Source organism: Salmonella sp. SA14318 (assembly GCF_029866905.1).
GTDB classification, from domain to species: Bacteria; Pseudomonadota; Gammaproteobacteria; order Enterobacterales; family Enterobacteriaceae; genus Salmonella; species Salmonella enterica.
Genome location: NZ_CP123282.1, coordinates 1,713,954 through 1,734,431 on the forward strand (window position 1 = coordinate 1,713,954; position 20,478 = coordinate 1,734,431).

General features: G+C 42.8%; 19 protein-coding genes and 4 pseudogenes. 16 read left to right on the plus strand and 7 right to left on the minus strand.

Features of this window, described 5'->3' with window-relative positions; genetic code table 11:
- Positions 1 to 47: 47 nt before the first annotated feature.
- Positions 48 to 947 (minus strand): lipid kinase YegS, encoded by a 900-nt coding sequence (gene yegS / locus QEN32_RS08010; RefSeq protein ID WP_001273393.1) that lies wholly within the window; start codon positions 945 to 947, stop codon positions 48 to 50.
- 570 nt (positions 948 to 1,517) lie between these two features.
- On the opposite strand from yegS, the gene steD reads away from it, so the two are divergent.
- Both steD and QEN32_RS08020 read left to right on the plus strand, forming a co-directional pair.
- On the plus strand, positions 1,518 to 1,853 hold the full coding sequence (steD, locus tag QEN32_RS08015) for a type III secretion system effector SteD (protein ID WP_001805517.1): 336 nt from the start codon (positions 1,518 to 1,520) through the stop codon (positions 1,851 to 1,853).
- Between the two features lie 121 nt (positions 1,854 to 1,974).
- Positions 1,975 to 2,391 (plus strand): CesT family type III secretion system chaperone, encoded by a 417-nt coding sequence (locus QEN32_RS08020; RefSeq protein WP_001540404.1) that lies wholly within the window; start codon positions 1,975 to 1,977, stop codon positions 2,389 to 2,391.
- 35 nt (positions 2,392 to 2,426) lie between these two features.
- Here QEN32_RS08020 and sseK2 read toward each other — a convergent pair whose 3' ends face one another.
- On the minus strand, positions 2,427 to 3,473 hold the full coding sequence (gene sseK2, locus QEN32_RS08025) for a type III secretion system effector arginine glycosyltransferase SseK2 (protein WP_077908720.1): 1,047 nt from the start codon (positions 3,471 to 3,473) through the stop codon (positions 2,427 to 2,429).
- A 449-nt stretch (positions 3,474 to 3,922) separates the two neighbouring features.
- The gene (gene yegQ / locus QEN32_RS08030; RefSeq protein WP_001517981.1) at positions 3,923 to 5,284 is read right to left on the minus strand and encodes a tRNA 5-hydroxyuridine modification protein YegQ; all 1,362 of its coding nucleotides are present in this window, start codon (positions 5,282 to 5,284) and stop codon (positions 3,923 to 3,925) included.
- 163 nt (positions 5,285 to 5,447) lie between these two features.
- Between yegQ and QEN32_RS08035 the strand changes: the two genes are divergently transcribed.
- The 14 genes and pseudogenes from QEN32_RS08035 (at position 5,448) to QEN32_RS08100 (ending at position 15,498) form a co-directional block, all read left to right on the plus strand.
- Complete coding sequence (locus QEN32_RS08035) at positions 5,448 to 6,065, plus strand: hypothetical protein (protein WP_000977169.1); 618 nt, start codon at positions 5,448 to 5,450, stop codon at positions 6,063 to 6,065.
- Between the two features lie 656 nt (positions 6,066 to 6,721).
- Positions 6,722 to 7,141: a hypothetical protein gene (locus QEN32_RS08040; RefSeq protein WP_265322278.1), complete on the plus strand. Its 420-nt coding sequence runs from the start codon at positions 6,722 to 6,724 to the stop codon at positions 7,139 to 7,141.
- Between the two features lie 549 nt (positions 7,142 to 7,690).
- The gene (locus QEN32_RS08045) at positions 7,691 to 8,134 is read left to right on the plus strand and encodes a hypothetical protein (RefSeq protein ID WP_000646714.1); all 444 of its coding nucleotides are present in this window, start codon (positions 7,691 to 7,693) and stop codon (positions 8,132 to 8,134) included.
- Between the two features lie 390 nt (positions 8,135 to 8,524).
- Positions 8,525 to 8,796 (plus strand): annotated as a pseudogene (locus QEN32_RS08050) (ISAs1 family transposase); the annotation flags it as partial.
- 507 nt (positions 8,797 to 9,303) lie between these two features.
- Positions 9,304 to 10,044 (plus strand): annotated as a pseudogene (locus QEN32_RS08055) (RHS repeat-associated core domain-containing protein); the annotation flags it as partial.
- Positions 10,045 to 10,121: 77 nt separating this feature from the next.
- A complete protein-coding gene (locus QEN32_RS08060) occupies positions 10,122 to 10,502 on the plus strand; it encodes a hypothetical protein (RefSeq protein WP_023235690.1) in 381 nt (126 codons plus the stop codon).
- A gap of 132 nt (positions 10,503 to 10,634) precedes the next feature.
- The gene (locus tag QEN32_RS08065) at positions 10,635 to 10,850 is read left to right on the plus strand and encodes a hypothetical protein (protein ID WP_174565076.1); all 216 of its coding nucleotides are present in this window, start codon (positions 10,635 to 10,637) and stop codon (positions 10,848 to 10,850) included.
- A gap of 63 nt (positions 10,851 to 10,913) precedes the next feature.
- A pseudogene (locus QEN32_RS08070) lies at positions 10,914 to 11,144 on the plus strand (hypothetical protein); the annotation flags it as partial.
- 211 nt (positions 11,145 to 11,355) lie between these two features.
- A complete protein-coding gene (locus QEN32_RS08075) occupies positions 11,356 to 12,222 on the plus strand; it encodes a HEAT repeat domain-containing protein (RefSeq protein ID WP_000864146.1) in 867 nt (288 codons plus the stop codon).
- Between the two features lie 204 nt (positions 12,223 to 12,426).
- Complete coding sequence (locus QEN32_RS08080) at positions 12,427 to 12,861, plus strand: sel1 repeat family protein (protein WP_197400292.1); 435 nt, start codon at positions 12,427 to 12,429, stop codon at positions 12,859 to 12,861.
- Positions 12,862 to 13,231: 370 nt separating this feature from the next.
- Positions 13,232 to 13,609, plus strand: a complete 378-nt coding sequence (locus tag QEN32_RS08085) for a hypothetical protein (protein WP_000357798.1) — start codon at positions 13,232 to 13,234, stop codon at positions 13,607 to 13,609.
- Between the two features lie 199 nt (positions 13,610 to 13,808).
- Positions 13,809 to 14,306: a hypothetical protein gene (locus QEN32_RS08090; RefSeq protein ID WP_000037400.1), complete on the plus strand. Its 498-nt coding sequence runs from the start codon at positions 13,809 to 13,811 to the stop codon at positions 14,304 to 14,306.
- A 139-nt stretch (positions 14,307 to 14,445) separates the two neighbouring features.
- Positions 14,446 to 14,646, plus strand: a pseudogene (locus tag QEN32_RS08095) (IS1-like element transposase); the annotation flags it as partial.
- A gap of 114 nt (positions 14,647 to 14,760) precedes the next feature.
- Positions 14,761 to 15,498, plus strand: a complete 738-nt coding sequence (locus QEN32_RS08100; RefSeq protein ID WP_265322312.1) for a hypothetical protein — start codon at positions 14,761 to 14,763, stop codon at positions 15,496 to 15,498.
- 130 nt (positions 15,499 to 15,628) lie between these two features.
- On the opposite strand, the gene QEN32_RS08105 is transcribed toward QEN32_RS08100, so the two are convergent.
- Genes QEN32_RS08105 through QEN32_RS08120 form a run of 4 tightly spaced genes read right to left on the minus strand, consistent with a single transcriptional unit; the run spans position 15,629 to position 20,393 of the window.
- The gene (locus QEN32_RS08105) at positions 15,629 to 16,348 is read right to left on the minus strand and encodes a tetratricopeptide repeat protein (RefSeq protein WP_265322280.1); all 720 of its coding nucleotides are present in this window, start codon (positions 16,346 to 16,348) and stop codon (positions 15,629 to 15,631) included.
- 4 nt (positions 16,349 to 16,352) lie between these two features.
- Positions 16,353 to 18,464, minus strand: coding sequence for a DUF4034 domain-containing protein (locus QEN32_RS08110; RefSeq protein WP_265322281.1), 2,112 nt, complete (start codon positions 18,462 to 18,464; stop codon positions 16,353 to 16,355).
- A 10-nt stretch (positions 18,465 to 18,474) separates the two neighbouring features.
- Complete coding sequence (locus QEN32_RS08115) at positions 18,475 to 19,191, minus strand: DUF1266 domain-containing protein (protein ID WP_000498587.1); 717 nt, start codon at positions 19,189 to 19,191, stop codon at positions 18,475 to 18,477.
- Positions 19,191 to 20,393 (minus strand): cytoplasmic protein, encoded by a 1,203-nt coding sequence (locus tag QEN32_RS08120; RefSeq protein ID WP_265322282.1) that lies wholly within the window; start codon positions 20,391 to 20,393, stop codon positions 19,191 to 19,193. Before QEN32_RS08120 ends, QEN32_RS08115 begins: the two co-directional genes overlap by 1 nt.
- Between the last annotated feature and the right edge of the window lie 85 nt (positions 20,394 to 20,478).

Below are 20,478 nucleotides of genomic sequence, written 5' to 3' on the forward strand. Positions count from 1 at the left end.
ACGAAGAAAAGCCGGATGTGAGCGCATCCGGCCAGCGACTGGTGTTATTAACGTAGCAACGGGCAGTCTGGCGGCAGCCGACAGCGTAATGCGCCAGGCAGCACCTCAATATGAAATTCTTGCCCGCTGAGTGGTTCGCCATCCAGATTAAACGTGATTTCATGCGGCGCATGAATATCAAACCACGCCGAGGCGCCGTCAATAATATTCGGATTGTCATCTGACTGCGTGAGCGTGGAAAACAGCGCCGGCAGCAGCTCTTCGCCGGTAAAAATCCGTAGCTGTAACAGTCCGTCGTTAATCAGCGCGGTGGGACATAATTGCTGCCCGCCGCCGGCCTGACGACCGTTGCCGATGCCGATCACCAGCGCATCTCCCTGCCAGTGAAAGTTTTCGCCACGTATTTCGCAGCGGTCAGGGGTCAGCGTATCCATTCTCATCAGACCGTGAATAAGATAGGAGACGCCGCCCAACGCGGCTTTAAGTTTTTCCGGCGTTTCGGTGGTAATGCGGGTGCCAAAACCGCCCGTCGCCATATTGATAAAACAGGTTTTATCATTGACCCTGGCCATATCAATTTCCATCGCGTTTCCGGCAATCGCCAGTTTCAGCGCTTTGTCCAGCGCTTCAGGAATACCGGCGCTGGTGGCAAAATCGTTGGCAGTGCCGAGCGGCAAAAGGCCCAGTGCAGGGGCTACGCCGTCGCGGATCTGGATGAGCGCGGTCGACACTTCATTAATGGTACCGTCTCCGCCGCCGGCAATCACCGTTTCAACGCCCAGTCTACGGGCTTCATCAACGTAACGCTGCGCGTCGCCTTTTTCCCAGGTTACCCGAACGTGAATCTGTATACCTTCGTCGCGAAGTAGAGTAATGGCCTCACGTAGCGGCTGGTTATCAGCGCTTTTGCCATTGAGGATCAGTAAGCTGGCGGGAAAGTTAGCCATCCGTTATGCCTTAATAGGTTGAACAACAATCTCCAGAAAGTGTATAGCAGAAATGAAAAAGCGAGGTCAGAACAGGATGAAAATTGAAATGTTGCGCACTTATTGCTTTACCGTTTTTCTTCCTGCTGTACGCAGCGGTAAGCGAAGCATGGTTTAAGGCAAATGGCGACAAGAGAGATGCCGGTATGCGCATTGAGTATCGCTTGTAAGAGTGCAAGGAAACCACAAGGGGTAGTCAGACGCTTTCCGATATAGCGCCTTTAATAACGAAACGGAGAATTAACAAGACGAACATACGTCAGTTATCAGTATTAATTTCAAACACCATAATATCAGATAAAAACCTGATATTTATTACCAAACATACTTTTTAATAGCATAAAATCGAAATGTTCTTTAGACTGCTTTGGCAGGAACAAGGCGCACTATTAGCAGTACACTATTCTTGTTATCAAATAAAACCTATTTAGATGATGACTTGGCGCGGTGTCTTATAGTCGTACCGTTGCCTGAGGTATCACTTTTCTCATAAACATAAACATAAACAGGCATGTGCATGAAGAGGTTTATATGAATGTTACTTCAGGCGTGAATGCGCAAACGCCATTGCTCTCCCCTTCTGAACGGTGTAATGAAGAAATTCCGGCAGCTGAAATCGTTGAGTTTAACGCTCACGGCAATAAACCCAGATGTTTAATATGCGTGGGAACCACGGCATTGTTTACAGGTATTTTCAGTGGGGTATGCTCAGGGGCTGTCGCCAGTGTCAGTAGTGGTGCTGCATATACTACCGCTCTGACGGTTTTAGGCGCATCGTTTGGCATTGGGGGAATTGGTATGATGGGAATATGCGCCGGACTATACCTTAGCGCAAATGGCGTCAGAACCCGGCCAGCCTGGCCATAAATGAGCAAACACAGCAAGTCATAGGGAAAAGATGAATTCCGGAGATGACACGGGGTGTTAAGCGTCCAGACCAGAGGCTTATGACTTATATAGAAACGCTTTATATAGAGTATGGGGTGTTATGTATTCAAGAGCCGATCGCTTATTAAGACAGTTTTCACTAAAATTAAATACCGATTCAATTGTCTTTGACGAAAACAGATTATGCTCATTTATTATAGATAACCGTTACCGTATCTTACTAACAAGCACTAACAGTGAGTATATAATGATATACGGTTTTTGCGGAAGACCTCCGGATAATAATAATCTTGCTTTTGAATTTCTCAATGCTAATTTATGGTTTGCAGAGAATAATGGACCACATTTGTGTTATGATAATAACTCACAATCATTATTACTGGCTCTCAACTTCTCACTCAATGAAAGTTCTGTAGAGAAACTTGAATGTGAAATTGAGGTGGTTATTAGATCAATGGAGAATCTGTATCACATTTTACAGGATAAAGGAATAACTCTGGATACCGATTATACGTGACGGTGGGAAGAGCGAGTAAAACAAGGCTATCATGATTACCTCCAAGAACTGGCAGTTAAACTGCTTGTGTTCATAATGATATTTTCGTGTTTAAATTCAATGAAATCGCAAAATGCGTCATAATCTTGTATATGAGAACCGCCAAAATAATGCCTCAACCCTTTACTGAGCCAGTCATTATAGGGATCGCCATAAGGTTTACTGTGCATAATATCGAGTCCTTTTATTAATGCTGGATGCTCGCTGCGGTTAACAGCAATAATCCCATTTTCAAGGCTAACATGATTATCTTTACGACTTACATGGATAGCGATACCATCAGGTAAATACAAAGTACCGAGTTTATCAGTAAGTAACATATCTGCATCAAGATATATGCACCCACCGCCTGGTTGCAGATGATGACAACCAGGTTTACCAGCTTCCAGAAAAGCATCGCTTCCTTTTAGCAGGAAAAGATTTCTGTAGAAGTCAAACCATAAGTGACCTTTGTCTTTATTATGAGATGAAATAAGCGTTTCCTCCGGATTGTTTTTCAAGACATCTTCCAGGCTTTTTTTTACCCCGTTAAGCAAGACCTCATCTCGTTCACTTGCTGACTGAGCTTCCAGTTTGGTGATGTTTTCTAAATAAATCGTCGTTAACTTTTTATCATACATGCTATAATTAAGGTCAGAATTATAAATAACCTTTATGTTTCTATAATTTTGTTCCAATTTTGCCAATGCTTTTCTTTGTCCCTTGCTAAAATCTCCATCAACGAAAATACCAATAATTCTTTCTTTTTCTATTATAGCAGCATTGATAATATTATTAAGATAAGGGTTTTTCTGCGTATTGATAATGGGAATTTCGTTTTGACCAAATCTATCTGGATTGCGTTCAAACCACTGAAAAACGAGCGGCGTTTGGTGATCTAGTGGTAATAGAGGATAATCAACCCCAGCAAAACTTACATGGCCTGATGAGGGTGGACTGAGCGTAGGTGCGATGGTTTGAGTATTACTTTGACATGAAATCAAACCTCTAATCCGGGAAAACATTATTTTAATCCTTGTAAAAGCGGCATTAAAACGTGCCATATTTTTACACGCTTAAATTATCAGTTTTTAACCTTAATTTAATAACCTGGAAACTTTTTGTGTAAGTTCTCACAAAGCAGTTATTGATTTAATTTACTGATGTTAAACGTAAACGTCAGAATGCTAAGTCCTGAGTCTGACCGGATGCGGGAGGATTGTGACTTGCTGGCTGGCCATGAATAGTGGAGGTCTGTAAACCTAAGCGCCCATTTGCGCTTTGGTTAGTGTGGTCAATTTTGGATATGGCGGGAAGTACCACTTTTTTATTGATTAAACGCAAAAAATAAGCCTGCGTAAGGGAGATTACGCAGGCCAAGGAGGTGGTTCCTGGTACAGCTAGCATTTATGGGTTATGTTTTTCAGCGCGTTGAATAATACCCGCATTGAGCGAAGCGGTATGTGATCAATTTCTAAGAATCTTCCCGTCATGAAAAAATAACCGCAATTAACTACTTAGCATGGGGGTTACGCGTTGATTCGCCTGAGAAATTACGCATCAATAGTGCGTAATCCAGCGTAACGTCCTGCGGGACGGGCATCCAGACGGTATAGCCATCGCCAGGCGCCACCGGCATAGCGTCGCCTTTGGCATTCTCCATCTGTTCCAGGGTGAAATTGATATTTCCCTGCGGTGTCATCAGCTCCAGACTATCGCCAACGGAGAATTTATTTTTCACCGCCACGGCCGCCAGTTGGCCTTTACGCTCGCCGGTGAACTCGCCGACAAATTGCTGGCGTTCGGAAACGGAGTACCCGTACTCGTAATTCTGGTAATCGTCGTGCGTATGGCGACGCAGGAAACCTTCGGTATAGCCGCGATGAGCCAGACCTTCCAACGTTTCCAGCAGCGTAGGGTCGAAGGGTTTACCCGCGGCGGCGTCGTCGATGGCCTTACGGTAGACCTGCGCGGTACGGGCGCAGTAATAAAAGGATTTGGTGCGGCCTTCGATTTTCAGCGAGTGGACGCCCATTTTCGTCAGGCGCTCCACGTGGGCGATAGCGCGCAAATCTTTTGAGTTCATGATATAGGTGCCATGCTCGTCTTCGAACGCGGTCATGTATTCGCCCGGTCTTTGGGCCTCTTCTATCATAAACACTTTATCCGTCGGCGCGCCGATACCGAGCGTCGGCTCAACGTTCTGTACCGGAATCGGTTCGTGCTTATGCACGATGTTGCCGACAACGTCTTCTTTTCCTTCCTGCACGTTATATTCCCAACGGCAGGCATTGGTGCAGGTGCCCTGATTCGGATCGCGTTTATTGATGTAGCCGGAAAGCAGGCAGCGGCCGGAATAGGCCATGCATAGCGCGCCGTGGACGAAAATTTCTATTTCCATATCCGGCACCTGCTGGCGAATTTCCTCAATCTCTTCCAGTGACAGCTCGCGGGAGAGAATCACGCGTGTCAGTCCCATCTGCTGCCAGAATTTTACCGTCGCCCAGTTTACGGCATTAGCCTGTACCGACAGGTGAATCGGCATTGCCGGGAAGTGCTCGCGTACCAGCATAATCAACCCTGGATCGGACATGATCAGCGCATCCGGGCCCATCTCGACGACGGGTTTCAGGTCACGGATAAAGGTTTTGAGCTTGGCGTTATGCGGGGCGATGTTCACCACCACGTAGAATTTTTTTCCGAGCGCGTGGGCTTCGTTGATGCCAAGCTGCAAATTTTCGTGATTGAATTCGTTATTACGCACGCGTAAAGAGTAGCGCGGTTGGCCCGCATAGACGGCATCGGCACCGTAAGCGAAAGCGTAACGCATATTTTTCAGCGTTCCCGCCGGCGAAAGAAGTTCTGGTTTAAACATCATTTTCTCGTTCTGATGACAGGTCAGATCCGCCTCACCTGATGAGGCGGCTTGAGGAGAGTCCTCACTTTAAGGGCGGGCATTGTACGCTTACGGACAGGCCGAGTAAATATTGCGAGAGTATATTGGCGCTAATAGAACACCGGATGTTAATGGAGAGCCAATGATGAAAATGAGCCGCACGGCCATCGCGTTGAGTCTGCTGGGAATGGTCGCGCATCCCGTTTGTGCCGCTCCGTCGTTTGAAGAGACGGCAAGACAGGTGATTATCGCTTTTCAGCAGCGAGACAACGCGAAAATTAATGCCCTGATTGATAAAAAAGTTGGGATGTATGTGCTGTACCGAATTGGGGCTGGGGTTGATTATAAGTGGATGAAAAGTTTTGATATTAATAAGCCGATACCCGGTTTTAACTACCTGTTGGGGCAGGTAGGTTGGTTTTCAGAGCATATTCCAGTGGATAACGAATTTGATCACCACACGGAGGTTGAGTACGTTTGTGAAAAGGGATGGGATCACGCCGGTTTTTTTGTCAGCTATACCGGTTCTGATAATGCGCTGCTGACATTTAGCATGGTGAATGGAGCGGATAATGGGGATCAGGCGTCTGATACCCGTATAGCAAACGCCAGGCGGCTTGAGCTGCAATCAGAGCGAGTGGTGGCAGTGCCGAAAAAATGGGGTGATGGTTTGATTTTTCATCTGAGCGAGCTTCATGGCTTGGGCAAAGGGTGGAGTTTAACACTGCTGGATTTGGTTACGGAAGATTGTAGTGCGTGAGGCATATATGTTTAATCAGGGTAAATAGCTGCTTATTTATATCTTTCTGCTATCAGGATGTTATGACACTGCCCCCAATATTCAGGATTTAAATAAAGCATTTCTTGAATATTAAACTAACTCACTAAAAATAAACTTGAAATTACCTCGGCAACATGCATTAAAGAAAATACTAAAGGTCATTTGACTTATTATAGCGTCAGTGATTACGTCTTTAACTAATTTGGCTCACGTTATGTATCCACTATGGGGAATCTTTATATATTCCGAAAAAAAACACAATGATATTCTTAATGCAGATAAGAGAGTAATCTTAGGGTGTGCAGGTTTGTAAACCAGGGTATGGCGGTAGCGTTATTTTTTAACGAGATATCATCAGAGGTAGAATTAACGATCGCAGACGATACTCAGTACTAAGAGGAAATCAGTTTGAGGTTGAAAAGAAAATGATAAATACGTATTGATAAGATGGAATCCATTGAATCTACTTATTAGTAGATTTTATTATAAAAAATATATTTTTCTTGATGTTTTTTACGCATTGCGCAATAGCAAATCCTTGCCGCCTTGATGCAACTTGAATGGTTTTGTGTATAGTGTGACAATGCTGAATACTGAATTGAAACCTTCTACATATTAAATCAGGGGTTAGTGGTATGGGCGATTTTATAAAGTATCTATTTATTTTTTCTTGCTTATGGAGCGCAAATTCTTTTGCGATTACTCAAACACAATGGGATGGTAACTTTAGAGTCGAGGAACTTGGCGAGGAGTTAAATGATGGGAGTCAGGTTTTTTTACAATATAATTTAAAGATAGATAGTAAAAATAATCGTGCTTCTTTATCCATGACAACCTGGCATGCGGGGATAACATGCATTGGTGACTACTCTTTAAAAATGAATTCTGGTGTTTTGGCATTATACTATAACGGCGACGAGGAAAATGCATGTCCATATCCATCACCGCAATTTGAGATAAGCAATAAAGGAAAAGCATATTATATAAAAGGAAAAATGTTTTCATATTCTCAGCCTGGTGAATGGTTGCCACTCAAACGTATTACACTAAAATAATTCTATATTTGATAAATTATGATGATGAAGTTAATGATGGTATGAAATATTAATTGGATATGTCGTGAACATATTTTTGTTATATGTTTTCAATGTGTATGACAAGAAAATTTGCATGAAAAGATTATATGAGACGGTTTGAAAAATGAATGAAGTTCACATAAAAGCAAGGTCATTCTGAAACGAATTTGTCAAATTTACTGAATTATATATCAATAATTCCTGACTATCGACAATAATGTAAAATCGAGTACAAACTCACGGATTTGTAGTAATTTGGCAAAGAACAAGTCAGGTAAAAGTTTCTCATTATTTAATCAAAAAGCAAGTGCAAACTGTTATTTTGGATTTGTACTTCTTCATAGAAGTGTTGAATAATATTGACGTCAAACATGTTCTGCCTTTTTTTACTAAACTGAGTAAGGTAACTTTAATATTATAATTGCAATGATACAAAATCACATCAATATATAATGAGGAAAACTATATGCCCGCCGCCGCTCGACTAAACGACAAAGGTATGCGTTCGACTCTGGATAGAGTGTTAATATGAAAGCGAATAATGTGATTATTTTTGTGATTCTATTTTTATCCTCTGTGAGTTATTGTTTTGCTGATATGAAGATATTAAAAATAAATCAGTCCCATTATATGAGTCCTTATAATAAAGAGCCTGGGGATAGAAACTTATGCAATAAATGGGTTTTAAATGCAAGTCAGATAGAAAAAATATTTTTGTTAAGTGATAAATATAAGGAAATGAGTGATACCATGACTGGATTTTGGCTCTGGTTTCCCTGTGAGATAACGGGTGAGTTGATTTATAATAAGAAAAAGTGGCATTTTTCTATTAATGCTGCTGCCACGGCAGAATGGTCCGATGGTAAGGAAACGATATACTGGGGGTGTTCCAGGGAAAAATGTGATGACATGTTTATACTTCCATATCCAGGCCGGAGTTATATAGGTGGTGGTGGCAAATTGATTTGGTGACGAGGTAGATCTTCATCCTGGTTTTAGCCTTTTAAAATGAATTAAATTTAACCTTCAGCATCATGACGAGAGTATGAAAGTATATTTTTGTACACACCGGGATAAAGAATAAAATAACCAAGGGTCGCATATTTATCACGTTAAATACAACTTTTTAAATACAAGTCAGTGCTGGATTTTACAGATCAATGTTGCGTTATTACTAAATTCATAAATTAATGTTTGAGTTATGGTTGTTATGATCTTTCCCTGATAGAACAGTGCATTCAGGCAGAGGTGGCATTACCACCAACAAAAATAATGTTCATTTTTATGGGCGTAGGGGATTTACCCTTATTTAAAGATTACAAAGAGATATATTTCTCATTTAATGTTAAATAACATATAACTCATATTGTCAGTGATGTTCCGGATGAGCTAATTGATTTTACATTTGAATGGAAGGGTTAAAAAAACTATGTGTGGCGGTATCTTTTCGTTCAGAGAATCATAGCAGAAAGAAAGAACCGGAAATGTTGGGTGAGATATTATATAAGTTCATCGGATTTAACATCAGAAAAATTGCTAATGCGATGAGAAGCCATTGGGATGTGGAAAATAAATTGCATTGGCGTTTGGATGTGGCGATGAACGAGGATGATTGCAGGATAAGAAGGGGAAATGTCAAGAGCTTTTTTGAAATAATAAAATCGGGTGAATATGAAATTTGGGGATGTGAGATAATGAGATGGATAAGAATAAATATACTTAAATGTACGTTAGTATTTTGCCTGGCTTGTGGTTTTTCATTTGCAAAAACACCATGTACTAATATGTCTGATAAATTGAGTGCTGCACAAAGAGATTCTTTGCAAAATAATATCAAAAGGCAACTAAAAACAGAACGATTAAATATACTTGAATTTTTTAAAGAGCAAAATAGTTCAATCGTCTATATAGAAACATATGGTGCCGATGAGGCGTTTGTTTTTTATTCTGGAGATGAGTTTAAGGATGATTTTATCACAATATGGAGTGGTGCGGCTGAAATATCAGAGGAAAAAAATATAGAAAAATGGGTAAAAGATCATGTTCCATATATTCCAGATAGGTTGGCTCGATGTTTCGCATGGTACACAATCTATAGGCATGACTGATCTGATATTTAAGATAAATTTGTCGACGTGCGGAAATATAGTGAGTGGGGAAACCTGTCGGGTGAGGAAAACCCGGTGCACCTGGAGCAGGTGATACGGCTGCCGGGGCAGCAATATGATAAGGAGTCGGGGCTGTATTATAACCGGCACCGTTACTATAATCCGGGACAGGGAAGATATATTACGCAGGATCCGATAGGGCTGTCCGGGGGATTAAATCCTTATACTTACCCGCTCAATCCGGTCGTAAATATAGATCCTCTGGGGTTAGTCAATATAAATTTATTCCCTGAAAATCAATATATTCATGATATAGCCGATCATATTACAATTCCCGGGGTTTTCACTGTTGGAGTACATGGCAGTCCTTTATATGTTGAAGATGCTTCAGGTAACCCTGTAGATGTGAAAAAATTGGCGGACATGATCAGGAAAGATCGGAATTATAGAAAAGGCAAACCGATTAAGTTGATTTCTTGCAATACAGCTAAAGGTGGAGAAGGATCTTTTGCTAGCCATTTGGCGAAAGAGCTTAACGTGAATGTGACTGGGCCGGATACTCTTTGGAGTGTATGGTGGGAAAATGATAATTCTGGTATTCCTCAAATGGATAGTGTATTAACAGCACCAACTGATTCTCAGCCATGGACTCGTGGACATCCTACTGTACTTGATGAGAAAGATAGGGGGAATTGGGTGACATTTGGTCCCGATGGTAACGAGATCTCATCTGTTAAAAGTGAGGTTGAGAAGCCCTCAGAGATAAAGAAATGATGTACAATTATAAAAAAACACAAGCAGTTATACTGTTTAGTCTCTATATCTTTTTTTGTCAGGCATGTGGAGGAGGAATGTATAATTCTGATAATGAAAAAAAAGCAGGTAAATATAGTGGAGAGTCTACTCATTCGATTTATTATTTGAGTGATGATGAGAGGTCGAAACTTGAAACTAAATCTATAAACGGAGACGCTGAGGCAGCCTTTCGGTTGTATAAGTATTATTCATTCTCTAATTATGACGCTGATGAACAAATGCGCTACTTAGCAATAGCAGCATCCCATAATAATATTATGGCCGAATATGCTTATGGAATATTTCTATCATGTAAAAATGGCCCATATTCAAAATATTATGATTTAAACAAGGCAATTTATTGGATGAAATTGGCAGCAGCGCATGGTCATACTGAGGCTAAAACTGAGTTATTAAGACTGGAAGAACTAAAATAACAGAGGGTTGAGAGTGGGGAGAGAGAATGGCCAATAACGGGTATATATACTGATCTTTCCTTTCATAAGATAACGGGAGATGTATTAGGTACGGAAATTATAATTGGATACTCAAATAAAGGTTACTGGGCTATGTTTCAGTATAGCGAGGGGGAGCCATCAATTCCAGTAATTGTTCCATTAAATGTTAGTGGAAATAATATCTCATTCAATCTGCCAACGAATACTTATGACAGAGGTAGGTTCGATGGGGAAATATTACAAGGTGGTTGGTTGATTGGTGAATTTGAAAGAAATAAGCAAAAGTTAAAATTAACACGTAAAAATAGCTACTGGCAATACAGGTGACTATTTTCTGCAATCGATATGGTTATATGAGCTTATAATTAAAAATAATGAAAGGAGTGGAATGTGAGCGGAAAACCAGCGGCGCGCCAGAATGATATGACAGCAAAAGGCGGCCCGATAGTCCAGGGTTCAGCGGGAGTGCTGAGAGGCGCGCCGACAGGCGTGGCGTGTTCGGTATGTCCGGGTGGAATGACGTCCGGCGAGCCGATAAACCCGCTGCCGGGGGCGAAGGTGCTGCCGGGTGAGATCGACTTCACGCCGCCCGGCCCGCTGCCGTTCATACTCACCCGCGCCTAATCAAGCTAACACAGGAATACAGAAGCTGGTTGATTCATTAATAAGTGAGCGAGGGCAAAGTACAGGTAAGAAACCTGGCCGATGTGAGATGCTCGAAGAGTTAATTGCAGATGTAGATTTACTGCACTGGAGACAAGTACACCATGAAGGCATGGGGATGCAAACATTCACGGCAATCCAAAGATAAAATTACCAAGTGATAATCGTTATGAAAGTTATTGAAAAATACAAACAAAAAAAAGAAAGAAGAGAGATTTTTCTATATGAAAAGTATAAAAACTACACAATAGAACAACTCACTCCTATTTTGTATGATAATGACCACTTAAAAAGAAATGCTGCTATATTTTGCCTGCAAATATTAAGTGGAGACGATGTTTTTAATTTATCCATGAATCTTTGTCATTCCAGGGATAACTATAAAAAGAAAATTGGAGTTACTATTTTAAGTCAAATGACCATGTCATATGAGAAACTGCGAAAATCTTTTTGTTTTTTAGAAAACATGTTCCAGCTCAATAAATCAGTCTTGATAAGAGCCTCTATTATCAATGCGTTAGGGCATTTTTGTAAAAAAGACAAACACTTCGAAAAGGAATTTATTAATTTATGCACTAAAGTAATTCATGATAAATCGGCAAATGTTCGATGTGCAATTGCAGCAGCACTATCAAATATTAATGATAACTCGACAATACCTTTATTGCTATGTTTACTTCGTGATAATAATAGCGCCGTGAAGAATTGGGCTGCATTTTCTATAAATTTCAATCAATATGACACCGAGGATATCAGAGAGGAGTTTGTGGGGATGTTATTGGATACGAATGATGATATAAGAATTGAGGTTATATCAGGTCTGGCAGAGAGAAAGGATGAACGTGTTCTGGAAACCATAATTAAAGAACTTAAGAAAGATGTGATTTTTGATGAAATTATTATTGCAGCCGGGAATGCCGGGAGTAAAGAATTACTTCCTATTCTAAATGAACTATTAAATGAATTTAGAGATGAACGTATTATAGACAAAATTAATGAATCGATAAAAAAAATAAAAGAAAATGTTTGTGAATAATAGTCTGTCTGTGCTACTGCTAATGAGATATAAAATTATCTGGTGTCGAGATTACAACTGATGTCGATGGTATGATTTGCTGCAAAGGAGGAATATCATACAGGATCCGATAGGGCTTATGGAGGGATTAAACCCGTATCAACAACCACTGGAACGCTTCAGAAACCAGGAGATATAAAATAAATTTATATGATGAGGAAATAAATGCGATTTGTTATTGTATTTATAATGTTAATAGTATCATTTTACACATTTGGTGGCAAAATGACTAAGTCTAAAGACGGTAATAAATGGAGGTCGGAATCCACTTCCACCATCTATAATCTAACGGATGAGCAAAAATTCGAGCTTGAAAAGAAATCGAAAGATGGAGACTCGGAAGCATCATTTCGATTATATCAATATTATTGCTTCACCATAAATAACATTGACGAACAATTAAGGTATTTGGAGATATCTGCATCTCAAGGAAATATCATAGCTCAATATAATTATGGTATTTATTTATCCAATACAAATCCAGCCTTTTCAAAGTATTATGATTTGGACAAAGCTATTTATTGGATGGGATTGGCTTCAAAAAATGGTGATATAGGTGCTCAAAACAAGCTACAAGAACTGGAAAAATTAAAGAATTAGCTATGAGGTAAATGTTTTTATTATCAATGAGTTATGTGAATATTAGTCAAGAGGGACGGGCTGACGCCGGAGCAGATGACGGGGCAACTGGAGCCACACCATGAGCCGGAGAGAAAACTCCACCTTTGCCACTGTGACCATATTCTGATGGTAAAGTAGAGCATTGGGGGGGGGATGTTGGTCCAAACAAGAAATGGATACAACTCAACCAGGGTCAATTTGGCCGGGATCTTAAAAAAATGCATTGAACTAAAACGGGTCTATTTGCAGAAGCACTGCGGATGCTGTGCTTTATGAATTGTCTACTGGTGAGAAGGTCGGCGGCAGAGAATATATTGAAAGATTTACAGCGAGCTTTAAGGGGAGAGTAATGGATAAAATTATTGCTGACTATGTGGATAAATTTAGTTCTTTTTCGGACTCTATATCAGAAACAATTGGGTCCGTTAATGAGTATTGGATTCCTGATGAGTCACCGTTGATTATGCTATTTTCGCAGATTGGTAAGTCTTTGGTAGCGATATTTTCTGAACTTGATTGTGTTAAAAAAGAGTTATTGTTTAAATATATTGAAGATGGGATGGCTTCAGATAATGATGAATTAGCCACTGCCATAGCAACAGGTCTTGTTGAGGCAATAGTTACATCGACAGACGCCAATCAACATTTATGGGGGGAAATAGAGGGGTTGTTGGGAGTAAAATCTAAGGAACATGCTCTGGCTTGGAGGAATTTTGGGAAGTCATGATGGTATTTATTTAAATATGTAGAATCCGGTAATGACGCAAATTTATTGATAGTGATTGATTGTCAGATACCAGCTAATGTTCTTATCGTGCCGTGCATTTTTTCTGACTTTGAAATATTGGTTTTGAAAAGGATGCCTATGCGACAGGGGATAAAATAAAATCTGATATGAAAAAAATAACTGATGCAGGTGATAATTTATGTCAAAAAAATTTTTCTCTATAATTATGGTCATATCATTCGTTGCGGCGATAACAGCTTGCCAGTCTTCTATTCCTGAATATGTCAGGAGTACCCTCAACGGGCACTCTATCCAGGATGTTTTGGTGTATATGAAGGGATTGCCTTTAGATAAAAGGTATGATTTTTATTATTATGGTACGCGTGCTAAAAGACCATATCCATTATGGATGGCTGATGGTATTGCCCCTATGGGATCGAAGGCTATTCCTCTATTGAGAGACAAACTTTCAACCACAAATAGTTCTTTTGAAAAAATGACAATTATATATTTGTTATCTGTGATGTCAGTTCATGGTTGCTATGATGTTAAGTCTGACAGCGAATTGTTTTCGTTGGTTATGCAGAAGGAACGTGAATTAAATGATGATAATTATCATGATTATATCACTAATATGAACGATTTTTATGAGTTTGGAAGTTCTTTAAATAGTACAGAAAGAATAAAGTGTGAATAATGTGGTGTTTTGTAAACGAGCTCCATCCTCCGGGGCAACGTTTTGTGGAGGATACAGGGGTAATGCCTTCAATCGATAGATTTTATAGTATGTCCTGTTATTTTAGGTTTTCTATGGTTACTGTTGCCATTCAGATGAAATTTATCGTCATGGTCGTAGTTCTTCCCGGCACGAGCGCTTTCGTTGCCGGCCATGTAGACGCGTTTTCCAGTTGTCTTATACCTGTGAAGCCCGTAAGCCCGGCGTCAAAGAACACATTGTTGATATGGCCTTTAATGGTGCTGACGTGCGCGATACGGCAAAAACGCTAAAAATTGGTATCAACACCGTCATCTGCACATCTTAATAATTGACGCTTATTTAGCAATCATATCATGAGTCTTTAATTGAAAAATACAACAATGTATGATGACAATATTTTATTATATAGTTTTCAACATATAATCCAATGTTAATGCCGACTATGAATAGTTATAGATTAACTTTTTCTTTATGTTTACTGCGTTCGGCCATATTGTTTGGCATTATTTTAACAAGTGTTGGTTGTAATAATCAAAAGAGTAAAGAATTGGTTCTTCCTGTTGATTCCACGCAGTTTGCGCAATTGGCTTGTTATTATAAGGATATTAATTCCGATGATAATGTAATGGAGTTAAAATTACCAGGTGAATATAAAGAGAAAACTAACTTATTTAATCAGCAGGAAGTTAAGGTGCCGGTAAAAGGTGAGAATTTTCTTTCTCCGTATATTGGAGATGGTGTCCGTTATTATGAATTAGGATACTTTGAACATGATGGTAATACTTACAGATTGATAGTTTATAATAAAATTGGAGAGTCTGATACGTCATTGCTTAATGTGCAAATAAATAGTTACGATGCAAAAGGAAACCTGGTGGATGCTTTATTGCTTAGTAGCTTTTTTGCTTATGAAGATATCGTGCGTTTTTCTGATTTTGTCATCCGCCAGGATTACACAATAAGCATTGATAGTTATGTTATATATAGGTGGTATGAAGACAGCAAAGATGGTCAGCTTGTAACTATAAAGTTTAAAGATCAGGCGCCTCAGATTTATATAAAGGAACAATATCAAATGGAAAATGGTCGGTTCAAATTGATATCCAGAAATGAAGTATCACAGGGTACAAAAAAGAAGCGAGCGTTAAATATATCATGCTTACGACATTAATAATTGTAATGGAGGTGTTAAGTTAATATGGATAGCAGGAAAGAATGAGGAACGTTATGAGAATTATAAATAGATTGTTAATTTCAACTGAACTCAGGTTAATCATAAAATTTCAGTTTCCGCGCCAGATTTATTCAACGCGCAAATAGTGCCCGTCGGCGCGGACATTTGCGCCAAAACCGCAGTCCACAAACGTATCGGTGCTGGCATCAATGGTTTCAGAAGAAAAAGCCAGTGAAATGTCACAGTGAATATCATCGCCTTCCCGAAGCGCCACGATGGCTTTATCGTTTTCCAGCGTTACCGTTGCGGAGAACTCGCCGATATTGGGGCCGAAGTAGATCCCCATTAAACCGAACCAGTAACCCTGAAAATTAACCTGATAGCGTGATGGGGTGGGTAATGCCTTCACGCTAAGCACGTTCCAGGAGGCGCGCCCGGCATAGCGCCAGTATTCACCCGCCGCAAAAACCGGTGGCGGCAGGGCCGATAGCTTATCTTTGATAAGTTTCAGGTTGTAGATCGACTTGCTATCATTCGGCCTTAGCATCAGCCAGGCGCGGGCTTTACGCCACTCGCCTTCGCGTATCCAGGTTAGCGCCACGTTGTTGTAGGCCGTCGCGATGGCGTTGTCGTCAAGGGCGCAGCTTTCGCTCCATGCGGCCTGCTGTTCAAAAGCGTCGCGCGCTTTGGCATACTTTTGGGTCTTGTAAAGCTGTTCGCCCTGGCTGGCAAAAACTGGAATTTTTGCGCAGTCGGCCTCGATCTGCTGCTCCGTAATTTCAGCCCTGGCGGTGGCGCAGAGTAGAAGCAGGGCGCAAAGAAATAAAGATTTTCTTTGTATTATCACTCCATTACACCATTGAGTTGACCTGTCCCGGCAGCTCTGAATTCGGGATGCGGACGGTATACCAGGCGAAACGAAAGCGTTTCCAGAAAGAATCGAAATGCAGGTGGTCCAGGCAGTCCATAACGATTTCATTATCCGGGTAAAGCGTGAAGGCAAAATGCGCCCAGCGTGCGCTTAGCTTCATATTAAACAGCGTTCGATCGTGTTTATTACCGTGCAGGCGCGATAGGGTCACCATAGCATGTAGCGTGCCTTTGTTGGCCTCTTGTTGCACCAGTTCCAGATGCTTATGCGCCAGCGTAATATCCTTCACTTCAAAAATATTCAGCAGGAACAAGCCCCAGGCCTCTTTATGCCCGAACTGATGCGCCAGCCAGAGATTATCGAGTAGTTCTTTTTCATAAGCGGAACGTTTTTCGGTATCAGGTTCTTGTTTACTCAGACGCTGGTTGCAGATGCCAATGCTGAAATGAATATTTTGCAGGTTATTTTCATAGTCGGTATAGCCTCCGTTATCTATTAATTTGTACGGGGTGCTCTCGCGCAGCGCTAACTGCCGGTGCAAAATCTCCGCCGCGCGCTGAAAATACCCTAACGCGATGGCAGGATCGTAAGGTAGTAGGCCGTTGTTCTCTTTATTATTGTGTTCAAGGCCCAGCAGGTTTAGCGCGGCGGGTATATTTCTTTGTGCGCCCAGCTCTGCCAGCGGCACGAAATGTTCCGGGAGCCCGAACCAGTTGAAATTTTTAATCGCCGCCCGCCAGTTATGGTTATATTGAATGTCGGCGACGCTATCGAGCCAGGCGAGGCCTTGCGCCTCATCCTTTTCGAAACCCAATAACCCGGCGTACTGAAAGTAGCCACGACGGATTTTCGGCACTGCGAATTCCGTTTGCTGCGCATTCTGACAGAGAAAATTATACATCCACCAGGTGTCAGGAAAATCGCGCAGGGCGAACTTTATCGTGTCATCAAAGAAGTAATTGTTGAGCTTAACTTTTTCCACGATCGAACGCTGAAGGGTTCGCCAGAGCGCGTCATTATCGTCCAGATCGCTATAGCAGGCCCGCAGCCACTCCAGCGCGTTGTGGCGAGATTCCTGGATATGTGCTCGCAGGCTAATCTCTTCGGCTTTGGCGATAATGCGTTCCTGTTCTGCCGGGGAGTCAACCTCTTTGATGCGCAGATCGCGGTGATCGTCCCACCAGATCAATAGCTCCAGATGTTCACGTTCTGCGGCAGAAAGGTGATCGCATACGCTTGATTCCAGAAATTCGCGGATTTCCTCGTGAGACCCTCTCCAGCGTGGCATTCGAAACGGGATATATTCATCCAGCACGTAAAATGCCGTCGGGAAAATAGCCAGGCAGACGGCGAGCCAGTATTTTTGCCCGGCATCGTCATTGCACTCCGGCAGCACGGACGGGCGCGGCAAATTTGGGCAAACCGCGTCGGTAAACGACAGCCCGGAATGGGCCATCAGCGCGTCCACCTCCTGCGGTGAATGGCGATGATATTCAGCCAGATCTTCCATTAATGGCTGCCCGGCAACATCCGCGCCCACGAGGAACTCAACCAGCCACTCGGGCTGGCCGAAGACTTTTGAGTTGGTGCTGGTCAGGGCCGCCGCCATCCACTGGCGCGGTTCACAGTCGATAGCATTGAGCGCGGCGATGACCATCCGTTCGTTGCAGGCGGCAGCGCAGATCCACATCGCTCGGGTGGTTTCTCTCGCCCAGCCATAGCTGCGGTAAAGCCACGCACGGTGATTCCAGTATTGCGCCTCGGCAAGCCAGGCGTGAGTGGAGCGGGGACGAGCGCGCTGCCAGTTTTTGATCAGCGCTAATCCTTGCGGCCCAGCCTCAACCAGCGTGTTCATATCGTAAAAAGGGTTGTCCATTTGATTCCAGGCGAAGAAATAGCGCTTTTCCGCTTCGCGGCTGGTAAAGCTCTCCGTCAGCGCCTGGTTGTAGCGTTCGTCCAGTTCGTCATAGCGTTCTTCGCGCAGCAGGCCGGGAATATCGGCGATATGCCACTCTCGTTGCCCGTCATTGAGGGGATTTTTGTGGTTGCACATCTCAAACATAGCGTTGAGCAGACGATCATCCTGTTCCATAAATAGTCCTTTAAATCGGCTCGAAAATTTTGAATTCATTCCACGGCAGTTGTCGCCAGCGGCTGACAGGGTCTTGCAGATAATGGGTGGCTTCCTGTAAATCCCGTCCGGCAAGCGCTGTTGGCGTGTCACGTAGCGTGAGCCATACCCGGCGAGCGCGAACGTAGGCGGTGGCGTAATCCTCCCAGGAATCAAAACAGTCCTGAGCGCGCTGGGCGTTGAGCAATAGCACCAGCCAGGCCTCGTTTTCGTTACACCAGCCGAGCCCGGCGATACAGCGGGTCAGAAAGGCGGTGCGCATACAGTCGAAGGCCAGCGCGTCGCGGACCTGGCCCTGGGCCGCCAGATGATGATAAAACGTGCGCGGCGAGCTGCCGATGCCCGCAGGCCAGCGGCGTAAGATATCCTCAACCTTGTGGCGTAACGCCGCGCCGTCGAGGTTTTCGCTCAAGCCCAGCTCTTTTTTTACCTGCTGCGCCAGATAGCGGCGTTTGTCATCGTCAAGTTTAAATACCAGCTCAACGCCTTTGATCGGTAGCCCGTTGCGCCGGGCGAGGATATCAGCTAGCGCCAGCGCCCATTGCCGCCGTCGGGTATCGCGACGCAGGTCTTTCAGGCGATCTTTTTCTTTCTCCTCGGCGATACGGGCCGCAATCAGCGGTTTGTTTTTTTTGTAGTTGCGCCAGCTAAAAAATAGGGCGGCAATAATAAGAACAATCCAGAACATTATTGCACCTCCTTGATGACAGGGAGGTAACGCGTGGTTTGTAGCGTCAGGCTTTCAATTTCGAAAGGTTCGCTACTGGTGTTTTTCCCGGCAAGCGTAGGGTGCCATTCATGTCGTGGAAACAGCATTTCCGCAGCCGTCGCCACGTTAGGATCAACAACCTGAAGGTAGCGCAGTGCCTCCGGGGCGCTGTGCAGCAGCAGCCACTGTAAAGCTACCGGGGGAGTGGGGAAGTGTTCCATTAAATGAAAATTGTCATGCAGCACATTGAGCAGAAAATTGAGGTCATGAATATGCGTAATAAATTTCCAACCTGAATATTCCGGCGTCGATTCATAAACTATTCCCATCCCTTCGCAATCGGCGTGGCGCTCAGGAAGTGGTTGCAGATGGCGTAATAGAGATAAAACATCGTTAGCATATTTCTTAATAGGATGGCGATTTTGCTTACCTTTAATCTGATCAATACTCAGGCCGTTATTACCAACCACCAGGCTTATTGTGACGTGGGGAATATTATTGTCGTCGCGCAGGCTGAACAGGCGAAGTTTTTGTTGTTCCATTTGCCGGGCGTAGTAATCGCCGTAGCCGCCGGAAAGCGCGCCTTTATTATCAAAATCTCCGACGCAGTGTTGCATATGCCAGGATTCATACGCCATCTCACTGCGCAGGCCGGGGTTTGTTGCATCAAGCTCAACCAGTACACCGTTATTCACCGCCATCACCGGTTTTAGCGCCTCGCTGTTGGAGGGATACCAACCCTGTTCACGCAGGCGCTGCATTTTTTGATGCTCCGCTTCGCGCATTGCCAGCACGGTAAAGCAGTTGATGCGCTGCAGTTTAGTTTCCAGCCGCGTTCCTTCCTGACGCGAAAGAAATTCCACTAAATCTCTTTCCATTGCCACAAGTTGCGGGTGCTGAACGTTAAGGTAGTAAAAGCGCTCATCGCCACCCAGCTTTGGCGCCAGCCAGGCGGGGATTTCTGCATCAGCGCTAAAATAAACGACATAATCGGCGACGGAGCGCACAGGATAAACATGGGGAAAGTCACCAATGATCCAACGATAAAAATGGTTGCTTAACCAGCGCTGGATATTCTCGCTGTCGCCGCGTTGTTGGCTCCGTGAAAAAATAGACGATTTTACATTTGGCGCATTTATTATATTGCGTGGTTTATAGCGGTGAGATGACGTTTCTGTCATAAAAATCCATGTATAATTAAGCTGGTATTATGTTTATGTATTTTTAGATTCACTTAATGAATTGATGCGCAATAAGTTTAAAAAA

Coding starts and splice junctions, on each gene's coding strand:
- yegS (WP_001273393.1), bottom strand. CDS start 947: ATGGCTAACTTTCCCGCCAGCTTACTGATCCTCAATGGCAAAAGCGCT.
- steD (WP_001805517.1), top strand. CDS start 1,518: ATGAATGTTACTTCAGGCGTGAATGCGCAAACGCCATTGCTCTCCCCT.
- QEN32_RS08020 (WP_001540404.1), top strand. CDS start 1,975: ATGTATTCAAGAGCCGATCGCTTATTAAGACAGTTTTCACTAAAATTA.
- sseK2 (WP_077908720.1), bottom strand. CDS start 3,473: ATGGCACGTTTTAATGCCGCTTTTACAAGGATTAAAATAATGTTTTCC.
- yegQ (WP_001517981.1), bottom strand. CDS start 5,284: ATGTTTAAACCAGAACTTCTTTCGCCGGCGGGAACGCTGAAAAATATG.
- QEN32_RS08035 (WP_000977169.1), top strand. CDS start 5,448: ATGATGAAAATGAGCCGCACGGCCATCGCGTTGAGTCTGCTGGGAATG.
- QEN32_RS08040 (WP_265322278.1), top strand. CDS start 6,722: ATGGGCGATTTTATAAAGTATCTATTTATTTTTTCTTGCTTATGGAGC.
- QEN32_RS08045 (WP_000646714.1), top strand. CDS start 7,691: ATGAAAGCGAATAATGTGATTATTTTTGTGATTCTATTTTTATCCTCT.
- QEN32_RS08060 (WP_023235690.1), top strand. CDS start 10,122: ATGTATAATTCTGATAATGAAAAAAAAGCAGGTAAATATAGTGGAGAG.
- QEN32_RS08065 (WP_174565076.1), top strand. CDS start 10,635: ATGTTTCAGTATAGCGAGGGGGAGCCATCAATTCCAGTAATTGTTCCA.
- QEN32_RS08075 (WP_000864146.1), top strand. CDS start 11,356: ATGAAAGTTATTGAAAAATACAAACAAAAAAAAGAAAGAAGAGAGATT.
- QEN32_RS08080 (WP_197400292.1), top strand. CDS start 12,427: ATGCGATTTGTTATTGTATTTATAATGTTAATAGTATCATTTTACACA.
- QEN32_RS08085 (WP_000357798.1), top strand. CDS start 13,232: ATGGATAAAATTATTGCTGACTATGTGGATAAATTTAGTTCTTTTTCG.
- QEN32_RS08090 (WP_000037400.1), top strand. CDS start 13,809: ATGTCAAAAAAATTTTTCTCTATAATTATGGTCATATCATTCGTTGCG.
- QEN32_RS08100 (WP_265322312.1), top strand. CDS start 14,761: ATGCCGACTATGAATAGTTATAGATTAACTTTTTCTTTATGTTTACTG.
- QEN32_RS08110 (WP_265322281.1), bottom strand. CDS start 18,464: ATGGAACAGGATGATCGTCTGCTCAACGCTATGTTTGAGATGTGCAAC.
- QEN32_RS08115 (WP_000498587.1), bottom strand. CDS start 19,191: ATGTTCTGGATTGTTCTTATTATTGCCGCCCTATTTTTTAGCTGGCGC.
- QEN32_RS08120 (WP_265322282.1), bottom strand. CDS start 20,393: ATGACAGAAACGTCATCTCACCGCTATAAACCACGCAATATAATAAAT.